Genomic DNA, 20,925 nt, shown 5'->3' with positions numbered 1-20,925 from the left:
TCTCGCGGCAGAGCTGACCGTGAGGTCCCGGGGCACCCCCGGGACGGGGTCACGTCGGGCCCGGCGTCACGCGCTGGTCGGCCGGGCTTCAGCCCGGCACAGCCCGAACGCCCCTCACACCCATTTCGCCAAGGGCGGCAGCGACATCAACACCGCATCGGGGTCGTGCCCGGTGGCCAGCCCGAACTTCGTGCCGCGGTCGTAGACCAGGTTGTATTCGGCATAAAGCCCGCGATGGATGAGCTGCTGCTCACGCTCCGCCGTGCCGAAGGCCATCTCGCGCCGCTTTTCGACCAGGGGCAGATAGGCCGGCAGAAACGCCCGCCCGATATCCTGCGTCAGCGCGAAATCCGCCGCCCAGTCGCCGCTGCACCGGTCATCCATGAAAATGCCGCCGACGCCCCGCGCCCGCTTGCGATGGGGAATGTAGAAATACTCGTCCGCCCATTCCTTGAGCCACGGGTATTCGCCCTCGCCATGCGGATCGAGATGCGCCTTTTGCACGGCGTGGAAATGCGCCGTGTCCTCGACATATTCGATACAAGGATTGAGGTCGGAGCCGCCGCCGAACCACCAGGCATGCGGGGTCCAGAACATCCGCGTGTTCATATGCACTGCCGGCACATGCGGGTTGCGCATATGCGCAACCAGGCTGATCCCCGATGCCCAGAACCGCGGGTCCTCGGCCATGCCGGGCAGCCCCTTGCGCGCCGCCATCGACGCCTGCGCCGCCGCGCCAAGCTGGCCATAGACGGTTGAGACATTGACCCCGACCTTCTCGAACACCCGGCCGTCGCGCATCACGCTCATCAGCCCGCCCCCGGCATCCGAGCCATCGTCGGACGCCCGGGTGGTTTCCGTCACCTCGAACCGCCCGGCCGGCAGATCGGCAAAGGGGCCGTTCTCATGGCTTTCTTCCAGGGCCTCGAAGGCAGCCACGATCCCGTCGCGCAGATCGCGAAACCAGGCCGAGGCCTGCGCCTTTTCGGCTGCAAAGTCTTCCGTCATCGCCTCTTCCCTTCGTCCTGCCCGGGTCTCTTGTCTGGTTGTCGCAGGGCCGCAGCCGCGCGCGGGGCCACGGAGGCAGGGCGCGCCCGTCAGCCCGATCCGCCGATCTCGTCTGTCGGGATCAATGCGCCGGCGCGGTCACCGGGTCAACCAGCGTGCGCCCGCCATCCACCGTCATGATCTGCCCGGTGACAAATCCGGCGCCCTCGGAGGCCAGGAATTGCGTCGCCTCGGCCAGTTCGCCCGGCGAGGCGATGCGGCCCAGCGGCGTGTTGTCCTCGATCTCGCTGCGGAACTCTCGGTTTTCCTTGAGCGCGCCCTTGAGGCTGGCCGACATCACCGAGCCGAAGGCCACGCCGTTGACCCGGATGCGATGCGGCGCCAGCGCAACCGCCAGCGAGCGGGTCATCTGGTCGAGCGCGGCGGTCGAGACCGAATAGGCCAGAAGCTCGGGATGCGTCCGCCGCGCCGCAATCGACGAGACATTGACGATCGAACCGAGCTGGCCCTCTTCCTGGCCTTCGCCCTGCTTGATCATCCGCCGGGCAACCAGCTGCGACAGCCGGAGCGAGGTCAAAAGGTTCTGCTGCAACAAAGTTTCGACGGTTTCGTCGTCCATGTCGAGCGGATCGGACGAGAGGATCTGCCGGCTGCCGTTGACCAGGATATCCACCCGGTCAAAGGCGTCGAGCGTGGCCGAGAGCAGATTGGCCAGCGTCAGCCTTTCGCGCAGGTCGCCGGCGAAATAGCGCGCCGGGCCGTCATCCTTGGTTTCGCCCACCTCGTCGGCCAGCTTGGCTTCGTCCATGTCGGCAAAGACCACATTGGCGCCCTTGTCGATGAAATGCCGCCCGATGGCCAGCCCGATGCCATTGGCCGCCCCGGTCACGATGGCGGTCTTGCCTTCGATCGAGAAACCCATGTGTCGCTCCTGATTCCCTTGCGCCAGCCTAATCCGTCTCAGCGGTGGCCGCGAGCGGGGCGTGACGCCTGCAATATCTTGAATTTTCCATCGCCTGCCACTTCCTCGACCTTGCCGAAAGCGGCGTCAAGCGTGGCCTCGTAGGGCAGGTGGCGATTGGCCACCAGCACCAGCCGCCCGGCGGGCCGCAGGATGCGGCGCGCGGTGGCGATAAAGCTCTGGCCCAGTTCCGGCACTCCCTTGCGCCCCTGATGAAAGGGCGGATTGGTGATCACCGTGTCGAACAGCACCGGCGGCTCCCAGCGGCGCACGTCGGCCCAGTGGAACCGCGCCCGGGGATCGGTGACATTGTGGCGCGCGCAGTCCAGCGCCGCCGCGTCGCTTTCCACCAGATGCAGCTCTTCGATCGCGGGAGACTCGAGCGACCTTGCCGCCAGAAAGCCCCAGCCGGCGCCGAGATCGGCCACGTGCCGCCCCGGCTTTACCGGCAGATGCGCGGCCAGAAGCGCCGAAGCCGGATCGACCCCGTCGGCTGAGAAGACGCCGGGCAGGGTGCGAAAGCCATCGGCTCTGCCCGGCGCGGCCTGCCAGTCGTCGAGCACCGGCGCCGCCGCGAACCAGAAGGCCCGGCCATGTGCCTTGGTCATCTGCCCGGTGATCGCGACCCGGCCACGGCAGGCCTTGAACAGGCTGTCGACGCCGTCGGTCTTTTGCCCGTCAACGAGGATCGGCCCCTCGGGGCAGTGGCGCACCGCCTCGGCCAGCAGCGCGCGCGCCTCGGCCTTGGCGCGCGGCACGATCACCACGGCCCCGGCGTAGGGCCCCTCGGCCCGCGTCACGCAATCGATGCCGGTCAGCGCGTCATGCACCTCGGCCGCGCGGCTGATCACCTGCATCCGGTCGCGGGGGAGGGCAGAGAGATCGGTATCCGCCGTGGGGGCAAAGACGGCGATGCGGCCGTCGGCGGGCATCGCGGCCTCGGCCAGCGCTAGGGAGAGACGGGAGGAAGCCATGTCAGCGGCGCGCAGCGGGGCGCGGCTATTCCTTTTCCATGGTGCATTGCAGCGGATGCTGGTGCCGGCGGGCAAAATCCATCACCTGGGCCACTTTGGTTTCGGCGATTTCGTGACTGAAGACACCGACCACGGCAATCCCCTTCTTGTGCACCGTCAGCATGATCTCGAAGGCCTGGGCATGGTTCAAACCGAAGAATCGCTCGAGCACATGCACGACAAACTCCATCGGGGTATAATCGTCGTTGAGCAGCAGCACCTTGTAGAGTGGCGGCCGCTTGGTCTTGGGACGCGTCTGGACCGCGATACCGGTGTCGGCATCGTCGTCCTTGTCCTGAGACACGGTGGGGCGTGCCATCAATACGGGCGATGTGATCATATCTGTCGGTCGCGTCCAGCTTGGTGCAGATCGGGTCGGTCCCTCTATATAACGCGCTGGGCGTTATAGAAAAGAGGGCGGCGGCGCTTTCCGCGATTTCGATAGCGGACCCCCGGAGCCGCGCGCCTTGCCGGACAATGACAGGATTCGCCACATTCCCGCCACAATGGCTGGTTTAGTAACCGCATCGCAAGTACCCCCAAGATATATGAGGAAATGAAAGCGCTTTTGGTAAAATCCGTTGATAGTTAAGGGTTTAAAGAAAGAACTTCATATGATAAGCTACGGTTAATAAAAAGCTGACCAGACTGACAGAATACTGGCGGCACGAGGCAAAAGGCAGTTTTATCGTGAAGGTCCGGAACGTCGAGTCCGCCCGCCTGGGCGTCCTGTGTATTGCATTGATCTGGCTGTGCGTGGTGCTCCCGCTCAGCCTTGCCGCGGCGCCTTATGCCGCGATGGTGATGGATGCCCGGTCCGGCAAGGTCCTGCATTCCGAAAATGCCAATACCCGTCTGCATCCCGCTTCGCTGACCAAAATGATGACTCTTTATGTCACCTTCGAGGCGGTGCAGAACGGCGAAATCTCGATGGACACCGTGGTGACGATCTCGCGCAAGGCGGCGTCGGAACCGCCGTCGAAACTGGGCCTTCGGGCCGGGCAGAAGATCAAGCTGCGCTATCTGGTGCGCGCGGCGGCGGTCAAATCCGCCAATGACGCGGCCACCGCGATCGGCGAGGCGATCTCGGGCTCCGAGGCGGCTTTTGCGCTGCGGATGAACCGCACGGCGAAATCCATGGGCATGACCCGCACCACCTTCAAGAACGCCCACGGGCTGACCGAAGACGGCCACCTGAGCACCGCCCGCGACATGACCATCCTCGGGCGGCATGTGATCTATGATTTTCCCATGTATTACAATCTGTTCAGCCGCAAGACGGCGGATGCAGGCGTGCGGAACGTCAGCCACACGAACTCGCGCCTGCTGTCGGCCTACAAGGGCGCCGATGGCATCAAGACCGGCTATACTCGCGCCGCCGGGTTCAACCTTGTCGCTTCGGCCGAACGCGGCCGCGAACGGGTGATCGCCACGGTCTTTGGCGGCCGCTCGACCACGACGCGCAACGCCCGCGTTGCCGAGCTGCTGGACCTCGGGTTCAATCGCGCGCCGACCCGTGTGGCGCTGAACAAACCCAGACGACCGCAATATCGCGGCAATCAGGGGCTGGTCACCGGCGGCAACGATGTCGCCGTCGCCTCGCTTGGCAATGGCGCGCGGCCCGCCGCCGGCAAGACCATTGCCGTCAAGCTCGCCGTGGTGCGCAGCCTGCGGCCCCGGGCGCGGCCCGGCGCGGCGATCAAGATCCCCGAGGCGACCATCGTCGCCGCGGTCAAGGAGGGGGTGGCCGACGCGGTTGCCGAAGCCACCGCGGCCAAGGTAGCCAAGGCGTCACTGGCCGATATCGCCGAGACGCCCGCCGTGCGCCCCGAACCGCGGCCGGTTGTCCTGGCCAGCGCAGGCGCCGTCGCCGCCCCGGCCCCTGATCCGGTGGTGCGCGAACAGGTGCAGGAGATCATCACCCGCGTTTCGACCTCGGGCGGCCGGCACTGGGGCATCAACATCGGCCGCTACGGCTCGAGTTTTGCGGCGGAAAAGGTCTTGCTGAAAACCGCGCTGACCGAAATGTCCACTCTCGACGGCGCGCTGCGCAAGGTGGTGCGGCGGAGCTCCGGCTTTGACGCCAACTTCATGGGGCTCTCGCGTGAAACCGCCGATCTTGCCTGCCGGCGGCTGCAAGCGCGCAATATCTCCTGCTTCATGATCGGCCCGTCCTGACGGACTTTTTCCAGGGCGGGATACAGGTTTGATTTCAGAGGTTTGCAAAGCCCTGTTGTGACAGGGCTTTAAGCAATTGATATCGGCGGATATACGGATTGCAACGCGCGAATTGCGCAGAGATATCGTACAGAGAAATTCGTTTTACACACAGGTTTCACCATATGCTTGTCTTATTCGGACATCATATGCGACTTACTCACAGAATTTACAGCCAGGTCTTAATGTCGCTGCCCACGGCCTCCGAGACATTGCCGAAGCCGTCTTTTTCGAGCAACCGGTCCAGTCCGGTGACAATCTCCTGCACCAGCGACAGCCCGCCAAAGACCAGCGCGGTATAAAGCTGCACCGCGCTCGCGCCTGCCTTGATCTTGGCATAGGCCTGTTCGGCCGAGGCGACGCCACCGACGCCGATCAGGGGAACCGTGCCTTCGGTCAGATCGGCCAGCCGCGCCAGAACGCGGGTGGATTTGGCAAACAGCGGCGCACCGGAAAGACCGCCCTGTTCGCCGTGATGCGGCGACCGCAGCCCATCGCGATCGAGGGTGGTATTGGTAGCGATGATGCCGCTGATTCCCGAGGCGGTGGCGACGTCGGCAATCTCGGCCAGTGCCGCATCGTCGAGATCGGGGGCGATTTTGAGGAACACCGGGATCGGGCGCGCCAGCGCGGCCCGCACCTCCATCACCCCGGCAAGCAGCGCCATCAGCGCCGCGCGGCCTTGCAGATCGCGCAGCCGTTCGGTGTTGGGCGAGCTGACATTGACGGTGGCGAAATCGACATGTGGGCCGCAATGGCCCAGCACCTTGGCGAAATCGGCGGCACGGTCCTCGGAGGTCTTGTTGGCGCCGAGGTTGAGGCCGATCACCGCGCCCTGCGGCCGTTTCGCAAGCCGCGCGGCAATGGCCTCCATACCGTCATTGTTGAACCCGAAGCGGTTGATCGCCGCGCCGTCCTCGGTCAGGCGAAACAGCCGTGGCTTGGGGTTGCCGGGCTGGGGCAGGGGGGTTGCGGCGCCCACCTCGACAAAGCCGAAGCCGGCGCGGGCGAGCCCGGCCAGCGCGGTGGCGTTCTTGTCGAATCCGGCGGCGAGGCCCAGCGGGTTGGGCAGCGCCAGCCCGGCAAGCTCGGTGCGCAGGCGCGGCGCGCTCAGCGGCCCGGGGGCGGGCGTCACGCCCAGTTGCAGCGCGCGGATCGCCAGCCCGTGGGCGGTTTCCGGATCGAGCCGGTAGAGCGCCCGAAGGCCCAGCGTCTCGAGCAGGCTCACGCCAGGTCCTCCGGGAAGACATGTCCGCCGTCGCGCCAGGGCAGATCGCGGTGCCAGAGCACGTCGGATTGGCGCAACTTTCTGTAAAGATGCGGGAAAAGCGCGCCGCCGCGGGACGGCTCCCAGGTGATATCCTTGGCCATCGCGGCGCTGTCGCAAGCCAGCAGAAGCAGGCCTTGCTCGCCCGAGAAATGTTTGGCAGCGGTTTCTTGCACCTGCCGGGCGGTCGAGAAATGCACGTAGCCGTCGGCCACATCGATGGGCGCGCCGGAGGTCTCTCCGTCGCGCACCAGAGCGGCCCATTCATCGGCCCGGAAGATTTTATAGATCAGCATGGCCGCTCATATCCCGCGCCGGGTGCGCCGGGTCAAGAGCCTCGCGCTGTCATCCGCCTGTCGCATTTCGGCGCAATGGATGCGCCATCCGGTGCTGCCGTAACCGGGTGGCCCTGCGTAGGCTTTGACAAGGCCCCGGTCCCGATGCAGCATCATCGCATAAAACCAACGGAGAGGTTCCAAGTCATGTCTGTTCGTCTTTTGACAAGCGCCGCCGCGCTTGCCCTGAGCGCAGGTGTCGCCAGCGCGGAATATGCGCTGACCATCCTGCACACCAACGATTTCCACGCCCGATTCGAGCCGATCAGCAAGTATGACAGCGGCTGTTCGGCCGAGGATGACGCCGAGGGCAAATGCTTCGGCGGTTCGGCGCGGCTGATGACCGCGATCAACGACGCCAAGGCGCGCAGCAACAACTGGGTGCTGGTGGATGGCGGCGACCAGTTCCAGGGCACGCTGTTCTATACCTATTACAAGGGCAAGCTCGCCGCCGAGATGATGAACCAGATGGGCTATACCGCGATGACCGTGGGCAACCACGAGTTCGATGACGGTCCCGAGGTGCTGCGCGGCTTCATGGACGCGATCGACTTTCCGATCCTGATGTCCAACGCCGATGTCAGCCGCGAGCCGCTGCTGGCCGATGTCTTGCAGAAATCCACGGTGATCGAGCAGGGCGGCGAGAAGATCGGCTTTATCGGCCTGACGCCGCAGGATACCCACGAACTGGCGAGCCCCGGCCCGAACATCACCTTCACCCCGCCCGCCGATGCGGTCCAGGGCGAAGTCGACAAGCTGACCGAGATGGGCGTGAACAAGATCATCGTCCTGTCGCATTCGGGCTACAAGGTCGACCAGCAGGTGGCCGAGAACACCACCGGCGTCGATGTGATCGTCGGCGGCCACTCGAACACCTATCTCGCCAATGACGACGAGAATGCAGACGGGCCGTACCCCACGGTCGTCAACGGGGTGCAGATCGTGCAGGCCTATGCCTATGGCAAATACCTGGGCGAGCTCAACGTGACCTTCGACGACGCGGGCAATGTCACCGAGGCCAGCGGCAACCCGCTGCTGATGGATGCCTCGGTCACCGCCGACGAGGCGGTGGCGGCGCGCATCGCCGAGGCCGCCCTGCCGCTGGAGGAAATCCGCAACAAGGTGGTGGCCGAGGCCGCCGAGGCCATCGAGGGCGACCGGTCGGTCTGTCGCGCGATGGAATGCCCGATGGGCAATCTGGTCGCCGATGCGATGCTGGACCGGGTGGCTGATCAGGGCATCGAGATCGCCATTGCCAACAGTGGCGGACTGCGGGCCTCGATCGACGCCGGCGAGGTGACCATGGGCGAGGTGCTGACGGTGCTGCCGTTCCAGAACACGCTGTCGACCTTCCAGGTCACCGGCGCGACTATGGTCGAGGCGCTGGAAAACGGCGTGAGCCAGATCGAGGAAGGCGCCGGCCGCTTCCCGCAGGTTGCGGGGCTGACCTTTGCCTTCGACGCTGCCGCCCCGGCGGGCGAGCGGGTGTCCGACGTGATGGTCGGCGGCGCGCCGATCGAGTTGGACAAGACCTATGGCGTGGTGTCCAACAACTACGTGCGCAATGGCGGCGACGGCTATCGGATGTTCGTCGATGCCGAGAATGCCTATGACTACGGCCCCGACCTGGCCGACGTGACGGCGGAGTACCTGGCGGAGCAGGGCCCTTACACGCCTTATACCGACGGGCGTATCACGGCGAAATGAGCCTCGGGGTGGCGCCCTCACCGGCGCCACCCCTTGCCGTGCCCTCTTGCGGGGGCCTGCCGGATGGGCGAAACTTCGGTGATGGACCATCCGCTGATCGATCTGATTTCCGCCCGCATCCGCGAGGCCGAGGCGCAGGGCGCCTTCGACAACCTGCCGGGCGCGGGCAAGCCCTTACCGCCCTGCGACGATCCCGAAAACGCACTGCTCAATCGATTGGTGAAGGAAAGCGGCGGCGCGCCGGAATTCGTCAATCTCTCGCGCGAGCTGTCGCGGCTGCGCGCGGAACTGCGCGACACCGGCGACCGCAGCCGGCGGCAGGACATCCTCAAGGAGATGTCGATGATGGAAGCCCGCATCGAGCTGGCCCGCAAGGCGTATCGCTAGGCGGGCGTCCCTTTCAAAGACACTGCCAACCCCGGTCGCCGGCCTGGGCGCCCGTCGAAGCGGGCTTGAGAAAATCTCTGTGGCGGGGCAAACCGGGACGTGCGGGCAAGCAGGGGCAGACATGGTCACCGTCAAAGAGCAATACGAGGCCTTTCCCTATCCCGAACGGGACCCGGCGGAAGAGCGCACAAGGCTGATCACCGGATCGCCATCGCATCCGGTGGAGCTGGATCACTATGTCTTTGCCGGCAAGCGCGACTGGCGTCAGCCGCTGCGGGTGCTGGTGGCGGGCGGCGGCACCGGCGACGGGCTGATCCAGATCGGCCATTATCTGAAGCTGCTGGGGCGCCCGCATGAGATCGTCTACCTCGATCTCTCGACAGCCTCGCGCCGGGTGGCCGAGGCGCGGGCCAGGGTGCGGGGGCTGACCTCGATCACCTTTCACACCGGCAGCCTGCTCGATGCGGCAGAGTTTGGCGCCTTCGACTACATCGATTGCTGCGGGGTGTTGCACCATCTGCCCGATCCCGATGCCGGCTTTCGCGCCCTGCGCGCGGCGCTGGCACCTGGGGGCGGCATGGGCTTCATGGTCTATGCGCCTTACGGCCGAACCGGGGTGTACCCCCTGCAAGAGGCCTTTGCGGCGCTCTTTGCCGATCTGCCGCCGAGAAAGCGGCTGAAGGCAGCCCGGGCGGCCTTTGACCGGCTGCCCGAGGGCCATCCGTTCAAACGAAACCCGCATCTGGGTGATCACCGGGCGTCGGACGCCGGGTTCTACGACCTGCTGCTGCATGGGCAGGATCGGGCCTATGACGTCGCCGAACTGGTGGCGACGCTGGAGCGGACCGGCTGGGCGCTGTCGTCCTTCACGCCGCCGGCGGCCTATGATCCAGGGCGGTTCGCGCCGGTGCCCAAGGCGATGGACCCGGTGGCGCGGATGGCGCTGGCCGAGAAGCTGGCGGGCACCATGCGGGTGCATATCGCCTATGCGGTGGCCGCGGGCACGGCCGCGGGCCGGGTGGCGGACGGCCGTGACCCGGCGCTGGTGCCGCATCTGATCGGGGTGGCGCCCGGGGCCCTGGCCAAGGCGGTGGCCGCGGGGCGACCGGTGCCGGTGACGTCCGGCGGGGCGCGGACCGAGCTGAAGCTGCCGCGCGAGGCGGCGCAGCTTCTGGCGCAGATCAACGGCAAGCGGGCCCTGGGCGAGATCGCCGGCAGTGCGGGGCTGGACGACGCGCGGTTCGCGGCGCTCTGGGCGCGGGCAACCGAGGGGCTGACGCGCTGGGGCCTGCTGCTCTATTCCAATTTCCTGAGGTAGCCGCGATGTGTGGCCGTTTCGCCGTGACCCTTCCGACCGATGCCATGGCGCAGCTGTTCGATGCTCTGCCGGCGAACGACCTGCCCGAGGTGCCCGATTACAACGTCTGCCCGACGACCCGGATCGCCACGGTGCGGGCCGAAGAAGGCCAGCGGCGGCTGGCGCCGATGCGCTGGGGCTTCCTGCCGCAGTGGTACAAGAGCCCGACCGACGGCCCGCTGCTGATCAACGCCCGCGCCGAGACCATCGCCGACAAGCCGGCCTTTCGTGCCGCCTGTCGTGCGCGGCGCTGCCTGATCCCGGCCACCGGTTTCTATGAATGGACCAAGGACGGCGACGGCAACCGGCTGCCCTGGTACATCCGGCGGGCCGATGGCGACACGCTGGCCTTTGCCGGCATCTGGCAGGACTGGGCGCGCGACGGCGAGGCCTTGCGGACCTGCGCCATCGTGACAACCGCCGCCAATACCAAGATGCAGGCGATCCATCACCGGATGCCGGTGGTGCTCGAGCCGGCCGACTGGCCGCTCTGGCTGGGCGAGGCGGGCAAGGGTGCGGCGCCGCTGATGCAGCCGGCCGATGACGCGATGCTGGAGTTCTATCGCATTGATCCGAAGGTCAATTCCAACCGCGCCAGCGGGCCGGAGCTGATCGAGCCGTTTGACGATTGAGCGGCCCGTGGCCGGGCGCGAGATATTCTTGCCGGTTCCGGTTGACCTGTCTGCCGGGGTGATTTAATCACCACTCCTGCCGAGCGGGCGTTGTGTAATGGTAAGACCCTTGCCTTCCAAGCAAGAGATACGGGTTCGATTCCCGTCGCCCGCTCCAAAGAATTCCCGACACGCTCCGGACCCGTCCTGCCAGGCGCGACAGATCGCCCGGGCTCTCTTGCCCCTTGTCGTGCTATTCAATACACCCTTGCCGGAACAGCTAGGAGCGCCACATGCCGCGTGGATTGGGCCAGCCGCAGGAAGAGCGGGACAAGTCGAAACGCATCGGCGCATTGGGCGCGCTCTGGCCGTTTCTCAGGCCCTATCGCGGGCTCCTTCTGGCCTCGATCCTGGCGCTGGTGGCCACCGCCTGCATCTCGCTGACGCTGCCGCTCGCCGTGCGCCGGGTGGTCGACAATTTCCGCGCCGAGGATGGCGCGCTTCTCGATCTCTATTTCGGTGCGGCGCTGGGCATTGCCGCCGCGCTCGCCATCGGCACGGCGCTGCGCTATGCGCTGGTCACCCGGCTGGGCGAACAGGTGGTGACCGACATCCGCAAGGCGGTCTTTGACCGGGTGATGGGCTTGTCGCCGGCGTTCTACGAAAAGATCATGACTGGCGAGGTGGTCAGCCGGATCACGACCGATACCACGCTGATCCTGTCGGTGATCGGCTCGTCGATCTCGATCGCCCTGCGCAACGTGCTGATCTTCTTTGGCGGCATGGGGCTGATGTTGCTGACCTCACCCAAGCTGACCGGGTTGGTGCTGCTGATCGTGCCCGCCGTGGTGGTGCCGATCCTGACGCTCGGCCGCCGGTTGCGGGTGCTGAGCCGCGAAAACCAGGATTGGATCGCCGCCTCTTCGGGCAGCGCCTCGGAGAGCCTGAGCGCGGTGCAGACGGTGCAGGCCTTTACCCATGAGGTGCTGACCCGGCGGGCCTTTTCCGAGGTGACCGACAAATCGCTCGACGCGGCCAAACGCAGGATCACCACCCGGTCGCTGATGACGGCCATTGTGATCTTTCTGGTCTTTACCGGCGTGGTCGGCGTGCTCTGGATCGGCGCCCGCGACGTGCGCGCCGGCGAGATGAGCGCCGGCAGCCTGGTGCAATTCGTGATCTACGCGGTGATGGTTGCGGGATCGGTGGCGGCACTGTCGGAGATCTTCGGCGAGTTGCAACGCGCCGCCGGGGCGACCGAACGGCTTGTCGAACTGCTGCACGCCGAGGACGCGGTGAGCGATCCCGCAGACCCGCTGCCGCTGCCGGAAAAGGTCAGCGGAGCGATCTCCTTCGACGCGGTCAGCTTTACCTATCCGCAGCGCCCCGATGTCTCGGCGCTGGATCACGTCACGCTCGACATCGCACCGGGCGAGACGGTTGCGCTGGTCGGCCCTTCCGGCGCCGGCAAGACGACGATCATCCAGATGCTGCTGCGCTTCTATGATCCGGCTTCGGGACGGATCACCCTGGACGGGGTGGATATTGCGGCCATGCGCCGCGACGCCTTTCGCCGTGCCATCGCCCTGGTGCCGCAGGATCCGGTGATCTTTGCCGCCTCGGCGCGCGAGAACATCCGCTTTGGCCGCCCCGAGGCCAGCGACGCCGAGATCGAGGCCGCCGCCCGCGCCGCCGCCGCGCATGACTTCATCTCGAAACTGCCCGAGGGTTATGACAGCGGGTTGGGCGAACGTGGCGTGATGCTCTCGGGCGGGCAGAAACAACGCATCGCCATTGCCCGCGCCATCCTGCGCGACGCGCCGGTGCTGCTGCTGGACGAGGCGACCTCGGCGCTGGATGCCGAAAGCGAGCGGGCGGTGCAGCAGGCGGTCGATGCGCTCAGTCGCGACCGCACGACGCTGATCGTGGCGCACCGGCTGGCGACGGTGAAAAAGGCCGACCGGATCGTGGTGATGGACCAGGGCCGCATTGTCGCCATCGGACCACATGATCAGCTTGTGGCGCAGGACGGGTTGTATGCGCGGCTGGCGCGGATGCAGTTCACCGACGGGATCGCGGCAGAATAACACCAAAAGGACGCAGCGTTCAGCCTGATGCTACCGTGCGTCACTCTTGCGTGAACCGCGCTTCGCCCGCATCCTGTCGGCCATGTCAAAAACCCGCAGAAGACGGGTCAGGGGAGAGAGATTTATGGGATTTGCATCGGTTGCCGACCGCGACGCGATCGAAAACGAAATGCCGTGGAGCGACCGCGACGTGCCGGTCACGATCTATGGCTTGCTCGACAAGGTAAAGACACGCTTTCCGGAGCGGCCGGCCATCAGCTATCAGCTGATGTCGGGGTCCGGTGATCCGGCGCAGACGGTCTCCTGGTCCGAGCTGCACGGCAAGGTTTGCCAGGCTGCCAACCTGTTCCGCGGCCTCGGGGTGAAAGAGACCGATGTGGTGGCCTTCGTGCTGCCCAACTGCCTCGAGACCTCTTATGCGCTGTTCGGCGGCATGGTCGCCGGCATCGTCAACCCGATCAACCCGCTGCTCGAACCCGAGCAGATCGCCGCCATCCTGCGGGAGACCAAGGCCAAGGTCGTGGTCACGCTGAAAAGCTTTCCCAAGACCGAGGTGGCGCAGAAGGTGGCCGAGGCGGTGCGCCACGCGCCCGAGGTGACCGATGTGCTCGAGATCGACCTCAACCGCTATCTGACGCCGCCCAAGAGCTGGATCGTGCCGCTGGTGCGGCCGAAGAACCCGGTCCAGCACCGCGCCACGGTGCGGAACTTTGTCACCGAACTGGCACGCCACAACACGTCGCTGGATTTCGAGGACGTGCAGAAGGACCGCGTCGGCGCCTATTTCCACACCGGCGGCACCACCGGCATGCCCAAGGTGGCGCAGCACCTCTATTCCGGCATGATCTACAATGGCTGGCTGGGCGACCGGCTGCTGTTCGACGAGACCGACAGCATCATGTGCCCGCTGCCGATGTTCCATGTCTTTGCGGTGCATGTGATCCTGATGGCGGCGCTCAGTTCCGGGGCGCAGGTGGTCTTTCCGACACCGCAGGGCTATCGCGGCGAAGGTGTCTTCGACAATTTCTGGAAGCTGATCGAACGCTGGCAGATCACCTTCATCATCACCGTGCCAACCGCCGTTTCGGCGCTGATGCAACGGCCGGTGGATGCCGATATCTCTTCGGTCAAGACCGCCTTTTCCGGCTCGGCGCCGATGCCGCTGGAGCTGTTCAAGCGGTTCGAGAGCGCCTCGGACGTGCAGATCATCGAAGGCTACGGGCTGACCGAGGCAACCTGCCTGGTGTCGGTCAATCCCACCGAGGGCGAAAAGAAGGTCGGCTCGGTCGGCATCCCGCTGCCCTATTGCCACGTCAAGATCGTCAAACACGCGGGCAACGGCCCCGAGGAATGCGCGGTCGACGAGATCGGCGAGATCTGCGTGGCCAACCCCGGCGTCTATGCCGGCTCGACCTATACCGAGGAAGACAAGAACCACGAGCTGTTCCACGAGGACATCTACCTGCGCACCGGCGATCTCGGGCGGGTCGATGCGGATGGCTATCTCTGGATCACCGGCCGCGCCAAGGATCTGATCATCCGGGGCGGTCACAATATCGATCCGGCCGAGATCGAGGATGCGCTGCTGTCGCATCCGGCGGTGGCCATGGCAGGCGCCATCGGCCAACCCGACGCGCATTCCGGCGAGCTGCCCTGCGCCTTTGTCGAGCTGGTGGCGGGAGGCAATGTCACCGAGGAGGCGCTGATGGAGCATTGCCGCGCCAATGTGCACGAACGCGCGGCGATCCCCAAGCATCTGACGATCCTCGACGAGTTGCCGAAGACCGCGGTGGGCAAGGTGTTCAAACCCGACCTGCGCAAGATGGCGATCACCCGGGTCTATGACGCGGCGCTGGCCGAACGCGGGGTGGATGCCCATGTCGCCGAGGTGATCGACGACAAGAAACGCGGCCTGGTGGCGCGTATTTCCAAATCTGGCACGGCAAGGGAGGAGGACGTGAGCCATGTTCTCGGCGCCTATACCCGGCCCTGGGAATGGGCCGAGTAAGCCGCCAGAACCGGCCCGCGCCCCGGGCTTGACCCGGGGCCTCTTGGCGGGCCTGTGGCGCTGCCGTTCATTCTGGGGCGTGGTGGGCGAGCCGGGAGGTCCCGGCGCCGGTGGCCGGGACGGGGGGTGGCTTGCGGCGTGCCTCACGCGTCCCCGCGCCCCGGGCGTGACCCGGGGCCTCTTGGCGGGCCGGTCGCATTGCCGGAAGTTTTGGCCCGAATAGCGCCGCCCGCGCGGCCCCGGCGCGGAGGGCGGGGCGTCAGCCGAGCGCGTTCTCCCGCAGCACCTCGAGCGAGACGATCTCCAGCGCCTTGCGGTGGGTTGCCGCCAGGTTGACCTTGGGCGCGCAGCCCTCGTCATGCGCTTGAAGGAAGCGGCCGGCGCAGAGGCACCAGTGATCGCCCGGGGCCAGCCCGGCAAAGCCGAAATCCGGGCGCGGCGTCGAGAGATCGTTGCCGACATATTTCGAAAAGGCCAGGAACTCGGCCGTCATCACCGCGCAGACCGTATGGTTGCCGCGGTCCTGGGCGCAGGTGTTGCAATGGCCATCGCGAAAATAGCCGGTGAGCGGCCGGGTGGAGCAGGGCGCAAGGGTCTCTCCCAGCACGTTGATCGCAGGGTCTTTGTCCATGATGTGTCCTTTCCCGCCTCAGCGAAACTTGTCGGCCAGCTTCTGCAACGGCGACCGGCTGTCTTCCTCCGGCGCGGCAGCCGGCCCTGCGGCCTTGGCCGGGGGGGGCGTCTTCGCCCCGGACGCGGATGAAGTGGAGCTGCGCGGCGGCGCGACCTGAAGCGCCACGGCGTTGAGAAACTTCGACCGATCGCCGCGCGCCAGATCGTCGGCGCCCTGGCCGATGCCGGTCAGCAACGGCTCGAGCCAGTCGCCATCCGCCTTGGCGAAATCGTGCAGCACATAGCCCGAGACCAGCTCCTTGCGGCCGGGATGGCCGATCCCCAGCCGCACCCGGTGATAGGCCTCGCCGATATGGCCGTGGATCGAACGCAGCCCGTTGTGGCCGGCATGGCCGCCGCCGGTCTTGACCCGGCATTTGCCCGGCGCCAGGTCAAGCTCGTCGTGAAACACGGTGACGTCCTCCGCCGCGAGCTTGTAGAACCGCATCGCCTCGCCCACCGCCTGGCCGGAGCGGTTCATGAAGGTGTCGGGCTTGAGCAGCAGCAGCTTGTCGCCGCCCAGCCGGCCTTCGGCGACACGCCCCTGAAAGCGGGATTTCCACGGGCCGAAGCCGTGCGCCTCGGCGATCCGGTCGACCGCCATGAAGCCGATGTTGTGCCGGTTGCCCGCATATTGCCCGCCGGGATTGCCCAAACCCACGAAAATCTGCATCTGCTCCGCTCCTCTGGCTCTGTTTCCTTGTGCCCGCTTTCCGGCCCGGGCTTCAATGCAAAAAGCCCCGGACCTGCGCCCGGGGCTCTCCATCAATTCTGGGGCAGCGAAGATCAGTCTTCGGTCTGCTCGGTCGCCGGAACCTCGTCGGCATCCACATCCTCTTCCTCTTCGTCGGCGGCCTTGAGGCCGGAGGGGGCAGAGATGTTGCAGATCACGAAATCCCGTTCGACGGTCGGCTTGGCGCCCTCCGGCAGGGTCACGTCAGAGATGTGCACGATGTCGCCGATTTCCATCCCGGTCAGGTCGACGGTGATGTGATCGGGGATGTCACCGGCGGTCACCACCAACTCGACCTCGGGGCGAACGACGGTCAGAACGCCGCCCTTCTTGATGCCGGGGGCCGCGTCTTCGTTCACGAAATCGACGTGGATGAAGAGGTTGATCTTGGTGGTACGGCGCAGGCGCATCAGGTCGAGGTGCGTCGGCAGGTCCTTGACCACATCGCGCTGCACGTCGCGGCAGATCACCCGAACGTCGTCATGACCGTCAACCTTGAGGTTGAACAGGGTCGACTTGAAGCGGCCTGCCTTCAGGCGCTTGAACAGCTCGTTGAACGGAACCTGAATCGGAAGCGGATCAACGTCGCCACCAAAAACGATACCCGGAACCATGCCGTCGCGGCGTGCCTGACGAGCGGCGCCCTTGCCTGTCCCCGTGCGTTCCTGGGCAATAAGATCTGGGATCTCACCAGCCATGTCATTTTCTCCTAAAACAAGGCGGGAATCCTCCAAGGCTGTATCCCCGCGTGAAGGCGCGCGTATAGACCGGATTGCGAAGTTTGGAAACCCCATTTCCGGCAGAGCCGGGCCTGCGTTTTTGCCGATTGCCAGCGCGGCCGTGTCATGGCACGGCTTGGCGATGATTTCACGTGACGATATCCGCGCCGCGCGCGCGCCCCTGGCCTGCTTTCTGACGCTGGGTCTGCTCTGGGGCGCCTTTGCCGCGCAGGTGCCCGGCATCAAGGCACGGATCGACGTCAATGACGGCGTCTTCGGCCTCTGCCTGCTGGTGGCGGCGCTGGGAACTATCGTCGCGATGTGGCTGGCGCCGCGTCTCGACGCGCGGCTGGAGCAGCGCACCCTGCCGGCGCTGGCGCTGGCGGCCGCGGTGCTGTTTCTGCTGCCGGGGCTGGCGACCGGGCCGCTGGGTTTTGCGCCGCTGCTTCTGGTCGCGGCCGGCACCACCGGCGCGCTCGACGTGGTGATGAATGCGCGGATCTCGGGGGTCGAGGCGCGGCGCGGCCGGCCGCTGATGAACTTTGCCCATGCGGTGTTTTCCATGGCCTATGCGGTCTCGGCCCTGACCGCCGGGCTGCTGCGCGAAGCCGGCTGGCCGCCGGTGGCGGTCTTTGCGCTGATCGCGCTGGCCATCCTCGCGCTGGTACGCGTGGCGCTCAGCGACCGCGCCGCGCCGCTCGACGAGGCGGCCGGCGCAGGGGCACCGGCGGCGGGCGGGCTGATCTGGCTCGGCGGACTGGTGATCCTGATCGGCTTCATGGCGGAAAACGCCACCGAAGGCTGGTCGGCCCTGCACCTCGAACGGTCTCTCGGCGGTGGCGCGGCCGAAGGCGCGATGGGCCCGGCGATCCTCGGCGGAACCATGGCGCTGGGGCGGCTGGGCGGTCAGGCGCTGGTGACCCGGTTCAGCGAGGTTACCGTTCTGGCGCTGGCCGCGGCGCTGTCGGCGACGGGTGCCTTTGCGGCCGCCTTTGCCGAGAGCCTCGCCATGGCCTATGCCGGATTTGCCGTGCTGGGGCTGGGTGTCTCGGTGGTGGCGCCGATGGCGTTTTCCTATGTCGGCCGCAATGTCGGCAACCGCGCCCGCACAGGTGTCATCGCGCAGATTTCCATGATCGGCTATACCGGATTTTTCATCGGGCCGCCGGTCATGGGCTTCGTCTCCGAGGCCATCGGCCTCGGCTGGTCCTTCGCGGCGATGGGCGCGGCGCTGCTGGTCATCACCTTCGTCCTCGCGCCGCTGCTCGCAACCCATCACAGGAGAGGCCATGCTGGCTGACGGTTCCCACGACATTCCCCCCGGCAAGGTGGTCGAGGTCACCACCTATCTGGAAATGCGCCGGCCGCCGCCCGCGCGCGGCGGTGCCATGCCCGAGGGCTGCACCATCCGCCACGTCACCGATCCCGATCCAGCCTGGTATCGCGCTCTGTTTCTGCGCGTCGGCGGCGCGGACTGGTTGTGGTTTTCGCGGCTGCGGCTGTCCGAGGCCGCGCTCGCCGCCGCGATCACCGACCCCGGTGTCGAGGTCTATGCGGTCGAATGCCAGGGCCGTGCCGAAGGCCTGCTCGAACTCGACAGCCGCGACGGGGAGAGCTGCGAACTGGCCTATTTCGGCCTCACCCCGGCGCTGATCGGCCAGGGCGTCGGCCGCGCCCTGATGAATTTCGCCATCGAGCGGGCCTTTTCCCGGCCCATCACCCGGTTCCACGTCCACACCTGCCAGCTCGACAGCCCGCAGGCGCTAGGGTTCTATCGCCGCGCGGGCTTTACTCCGGTCCGCCAGAGCGTCGAGGTCAGCGACGACCCCCGTCTCACCGGCGATCTGCCGCCCGAGGCCGGGTCGCATGTGCCGATTTTCCGCCCCTGATCCCCGGTCTTCTTCTGTTCACAAATACCCGCGGGCGAGGCGCCGCAGGCGGCGGGGGCAGCGCCCCCTTTTTCCGCTTCGGGCGGCCATCAACCCCGGTGGCGCTCAGCGCTGCCAGCGGCCGCCGAAATCCTCCGGCACCCGCAGGATATCGCGGTTCACCTGCTTGATGTCGCGTTTGCCGCAGAGCGCCATCGAGACGTCGAGCTCCTTGTGGATCACCTCCAGCGCCCGGGTCACGCCGGCCTCGCCCATGGCCCCGAGACCATAGATGAAGGCGCGGCCGATATAGGTGCCCTTGGCGCCCATGGCGACGGCCTTGAGCACGTCCTGGCCCGAGCGGATGCCGCTGTCGAGATGCACTTCGATCTCGTCGCCCACCGCATCCAGGATTTCCGGCAGCACCCGGATCGAGGACAGCGCCCCGTCGAGCTGCCGTCCGCCATGGTTCGACACCACGATGGCATCGGCGCCGACCTTGAGCGCCATCCGGGCGTCCTCGGCATCGAGAATGCCTTTCAGGATCACCTTGCCGCCCCACAGCTCCTTGAGCTTTGCGATCTTGCCCCAGTCCAGCGTGAGGTCGAAATTCTCGTTGGTCCAGGCCATGAGCGAAGCGGGGTCGGAGATGTCCTTGACATGGCCGACGATATTGCGGAACTCGCGCCGCCGGGTCTGCAACATGCCCAGCCCCCAGCGCCAGCGGGTCGCCAGATCGGCGATCACGGCCGGGGTCAACTTGGGCGGGGCCGACAGGCCGTTCTTCAGATCCTTGTGGCGCTGGCCGAGGATTTGCAGATCGAGGGTGATCACCAGCGCCGAGCACCTTGCGGCCCGGGCGCGTTCGACCAGGCGGCGCACATAATCCTCGTCCTTCATGGTGTAGAGCTGGAACCAGAAAGGCTTGCTTGTGGCCTCGGCCACATCCTCGATCGAACAGATCGACATGGTCGAGAGGGTGAAGGGCACGCCGAATTTTTCGGCGGCTTTCGCAGCCAGGATCTCGCCGTCGGCATGTTGCATGCCGGTCATGCCCACCGGCGCCAGCGCCACCGGCATCGCCACATCCTCGCCGATCATCCGGCTGGCGGTGGCGCGGTTGTCGATGCTCACCGCCACCCGCTGACGCAGGCGGATCTGGTCGAAGTCCGAGCTGTTTTCGCGAAAGGTCTGCTCGGTCCAGCTGCCGGATTCGCAGTAGTCGTAGAACATCCGCGGCGCCCGCGATTTGTAGAGTCGTTTGAGGTCGTCGATGGAGGTGATCACGGGCATGAGCGGCTCATTTGCTGGATTGGTAAATTTTCCTTACCAGTTTGCCGATTTTCTCGCAAGTGGCCTGCGACGGAGTTTAAGCGCCTTTTTACTTCTCTGGGCTAGACCGGATCCAGCAGCCAAGGAGACGGCAGATGAAAGGCATGGTTTTCACCGAATTGCTGAGCATGGCGGAGCATGCGCTCGGCGAAGCGGCGGTCGACGATATCCTCGACGGGCTGGCACTGGACAATGACGGCGCCTACAGCGCGGTGGGCAATTATTCCTGTGGCGAATTGATGCGCATTGTCGGCGCGATCAGCGACCATACGGCGATTCCGGTGCCGGAGTTGCAACGCCGCTTCGGCCAATGGGTTCATGGAAGGTTCGTTGAAGGGTATCCGGCGTTTTTCGCCGACAAACCCAATGCCCTGGCCATGCTCGACGCGATCGAGAACGAGGTGCATGTCGAGGTGCGCAAGCTCTACCCCGATGCCGAGCTTCCGACGTTCGAGACCGAGTGGCACGGGATGCGCGCGCTGACCATGACCTATCGTTCGGACCGGCCGCTGGTGCCCTTCTGCCATGGCATGATCGAGGCCTGCGTAGCGCATTTCAGGCAGCCGGCCGAGATCACGGTGACCGAGATCGGCGATGATCACGCCCGCGCGGCACGTTTTCACGTGCAACTGACCGGGTAGGC

At 66.1% G+C, this 20,925-nt stretch carries 20 protein-coding genes and 1 tRNA gene; 11 read left to right on the top strand and 10 right to left on the bottom strand.

What is annotated here, in order from left to right; all coding sequences use genetic code 11:
* Window positions 1-114 precede the first annotated feature (114 nt).
* The 4 genes from hemF to clpS all read right to left on the bottom strand — a co-directional run bounded on the left by hemF (window position 115) and on the right by clpS (window position 3,301).
* Window positions 115-1,008 (bottom strand): oxygen-dependent coproporphyrinogen oxidase, encoded by an 894-nt coding sequence (gene hemF, locus AC0J5K_RS12395; RefSeq protein ID WP_274565937.1) that lies wholly within the window; start codon window positions 1,006-1,008, stop codon window positions 115-117.
* Window positions 1,009-1,129: 121 nt separating this feature from the next.
* Window positions 1,130-1,930, bottom strand: coding sequence for an SDR family NAD(P)-dependent oxidoreductase (locus AC0J5K_RS12390; protein WP_048532540.1), 801 nt, complete (start codon window positions 1,928-1,930; stop codon window positions 1,130-1,132).
* A 38-nt stretch (window positions 1,931-1,968) separates the two neighbouring features.
* The gene (locus AC0J5K_RS12385) at window positions 1,969-2,943 is read right to left on the bottom strand and encodes a class I SAM-dependent methyltransferase (RefSeq protein WP_274565938.1); all 975 of its coding nucleotides are present in this window, start codon (window positions 2,941-2,943) and stop codon (window positions 1,969-1,971) included.
* 25 nt (window positions 2,944-2,968) lie between these two features.
* Window positions 2,969-3,301, bottom strand: coding sequence for an ATP-dependent Clp protease adapter ClpS (gene clpS / locus AC0J5K_RS12380; RefSeq protein ID WP_139211506.1), 333 nt, complete (start codon window positions 3,299-3,301; stop codon window positions 2,969-2,971).
* Window positions 3,302-3,672: 371 nt separating this feature from the next.
* Here clpS and AC0J5K_RS12375 point away from each other — a divergent pair, with 371 nt between their 5' ends.
* Window positions 3,673-5,160, top strand: a complete 1,488-nt coding sequence (locus AC0J5K_RS12375) for a D-alanyl-D-alanine carboxypeptidase family protein (protein WP_048532536.1) — start codon at window positions 3,673-3,675, stop codon at window positions 5,158-5,160.
* Between the two features lie 208 nt (window positions 5,161-5,368).
* On the opposite strand, the gene AC0J5K_RS12370 is transcribed toward AC0J5K_RS12375, so the two are convergent.
* Window positions 5,369-6,427: a quinone-dependent dihydroorotate dehydrogenase gene (locus AC0J5K_RS12370; protein ID WP_074838948.1), complete on the bottom strand. Its 1,059-nt coding sequence runs from the start codon at window positions 6,425-6,427 to the stop codon at window positions 5,369-5,371.
* Window positions 6,424-6,762 (bottom strand): DUF952 domain-containing protein, encoded by a 339-nt coding sequence (locus tag AC0J5K_RS12365; protein ID WP_274565939.1) that lies wholly within the window; start codon window positions 6,760-6,762, stop codon window positions 6,424-6,426. Before AC0J5K_RS12365 ends, AC0J5K_RS12370 begins: the two co-directional genes overlap by 4 nt.
* Window positions 6,763-6,948: 186 nt before the next feature.
* On the opposite strand from AC0J5K_RS12365, the gene AC0J5K_RS12360 reads away from it, so the two are divergent.
* From AC0J5K_RS12360 to AC0J5K_RS12330, 7 genes are all read left to right on the top strand, one after another.
* Window positions 6,949-8,508 (top strand): bifunctional metallophosphatase/5'-nucleotidase, encoded by a 1,560-nt coding sequence (locus tag AC0J5K_RS12360; protein ID WP_274565940.1) that lies wholly within the window; start codon window positions 6,949-6,951, stop codon window positions 8,506-8,508.
* An 81-nt stretch (window positions 8,509-8,589) separates the two neighbouring features.
* Entirely contained in the window at window positions 8,590-8,895 is a 306-nt protein-coding gene (locus tag AC0J5K_RS12355; RefSeq protein WP_048532530.1) for a DnaJ family domain-containing protein, read from the top strand.
* 121 nt (window positions 8,896-9,016) lie between these two features.
* On the top strand, window positions 9,017-10,213 hold the full coding sequence (locus AC0J5K_RS12350) for a class I SAM-dependent methyltransferase (RefSeq protein WP_074838955.1): 1,197 nt from the start codon (window positions 9,017-9,019) through the stop codon (window positions 10,211-10,213).
* A 5-nt stretch (window positions 10,214-10,218) separates the two neighbouring features.
* A complete protein-coding gene (locus AC0J5K_RS12345) occupies window positions 10,219-10,884 on the top strand; it encodes an SOS response-associated peptidase (RefSeq protein ID WP_274565941.1) in 666 nt (221 codons plus the stop codon).
* Window positions 10,885-10,967: 83 nt separating this feature from the next.
* Window positions 10,968-11,041, top strand: a tRNA-Gly gene (locus tag AC0J5K_RS12340).
* A gap of 115 nt (window positions 11,042-11,156) precedes the next feature.
* Window positions 11,157-12,950, top strand: a complete 1,794-nt coding sequence (locus AC0J5K_RS12335) for an ABC transporter transmembrane domain-containing protein (RefSeq protein WP_048532527.1) — start codon at window positions 11,157-11,159, stop codon at window positions 12,948-12,950.
* Window positions 12,951-13,074: 124 nt separating this feature from the next.
* Window positions 13,075-14,958 (top strand): acyl-CoA synthetase, encoded by a 1,884-nt coding sequence (locus AC0J5K_RS12330; RefSeq protein ID WP_274565942.1) that lies wholly within the window; start codon window positions 13,075-13,077, stop codon window positions 14,956-14,958.
* Between the two features lie 259 nt (window positions 14,959-15,217).
* Here AC0J5K_RS12330 and AC0J5K_RS12325 read toward each other — a convergent pair whose 3' ends face one another.
* The 3 genes from AC0J5K_RS12325 to AC0J5K_RS12315 form a co-directional block, all read right to left on the bottom strand.
* Window positions 15,218-15,589: a DUF2237 family protein gene (locus AC0J5K_RS12325; protein WP_048532525.1), complete on the bottom strand. Its 372-nt coding sequence runs from the start codon at window positions 15,587-15,589 to the stop codon at window positions 15,218-15,220.
* 18 nt (window positions 15,590-15,607) lie between these two features.
* Window positions 15,608-16,303 (bottom strand): aminoacyl-tRNA hydrolase, encoded by a 696-nt coding sequence (gene pth / locus AC0J5K_RS12320; protein ID WP_274565943.1) that lies wholly within the window; start codon window positions 16,301-16,303, stop codon window positions 15,608-15,610.
* Window positions 16,304-16,416: 113 nt separating this feature from the next.
* On the bottom strand, window positions 16,417-17,061 hold the full coding sequence (locus AC0J5K_RS12315) for a 50S ribosomal protein L25/general stress protein Ctc (protein ID WP_074838965.1): 645 nt from the start codon (window positions 17,059-17,061) through the stop codon (window positions 16,417-16,419).
* 163 nt (window positions 17,062-17,224) lie between these two features.
* On the opposite strand from AC0J5K_RS12315, the gene AC0J5K_RS12310 reads away from it, so the two are divergent.
* Window positions 17,225-18,382, top strand: a complete 1,158-nt coding sequence (locus AC0J5K_RS12310; protein ID WP_274565944.1) for an MFS transporter — start codon at window positions 17,225-17,227, stop codon at window positions 18,380-18,382.
* A complete protein-coding gene (locus AC0J5K_RS12305; protein WP_274565945.1) occupies window positions 18,372-18,971 on the top strand; it encodes a GNAT family N-acetyltransferase in 600 nt (199 codons plus the stop codon). The genes AC0J5K_RS12310 and AC0J5K_RS12305 overlap by 11 nt, the downstream gene beginning before the upstream one ends.
* Window positions 18,972-19,076: 105 nt before the next feature.
* Here AC0J5K_RS12305 and AC0J5K_RS12300 read toward each other — a convergent pair whose 3' ends face one another.
* On the bottom strand, window positions 19,077-20,243 hold the full coding sequence (locus tag AC0J5K_RS12300) for an alpha-hydroxy acid oxidase (RefSeq protein ID WP_074838972.1): 1,167 nt from the start codon (window positions 20,241-20,243) through the stop codon (window positions 19,077-19,079).
* Between the two features lie 134 nt (window positions 20,244-20,377).
* On the opposite strand from AC0J5K_RS12300, the gene AC0J5K_RS12295 reads away from it, so the two are divergent.
* Window positions 20,378-20,923, top strand: a complete 546-nt coding sequence (locus AC0J5K_RS12295) for a heme NO-binding domain-containing protein (protein WP_074838974.1) — start codon at window positions 20,378-20,380, stop codon at window positions 20,921-20,923.
* Window positions 20,924-20,925: the final 2 nt, after the last annotated feature.

Source organism: Marinovum sp. E3, from assembly GCF_055755275.1.
Note: the sequence above shows the minus strand (reverse complement) of the source record. Positions and strands in the feature narration are given on the sequence as shown.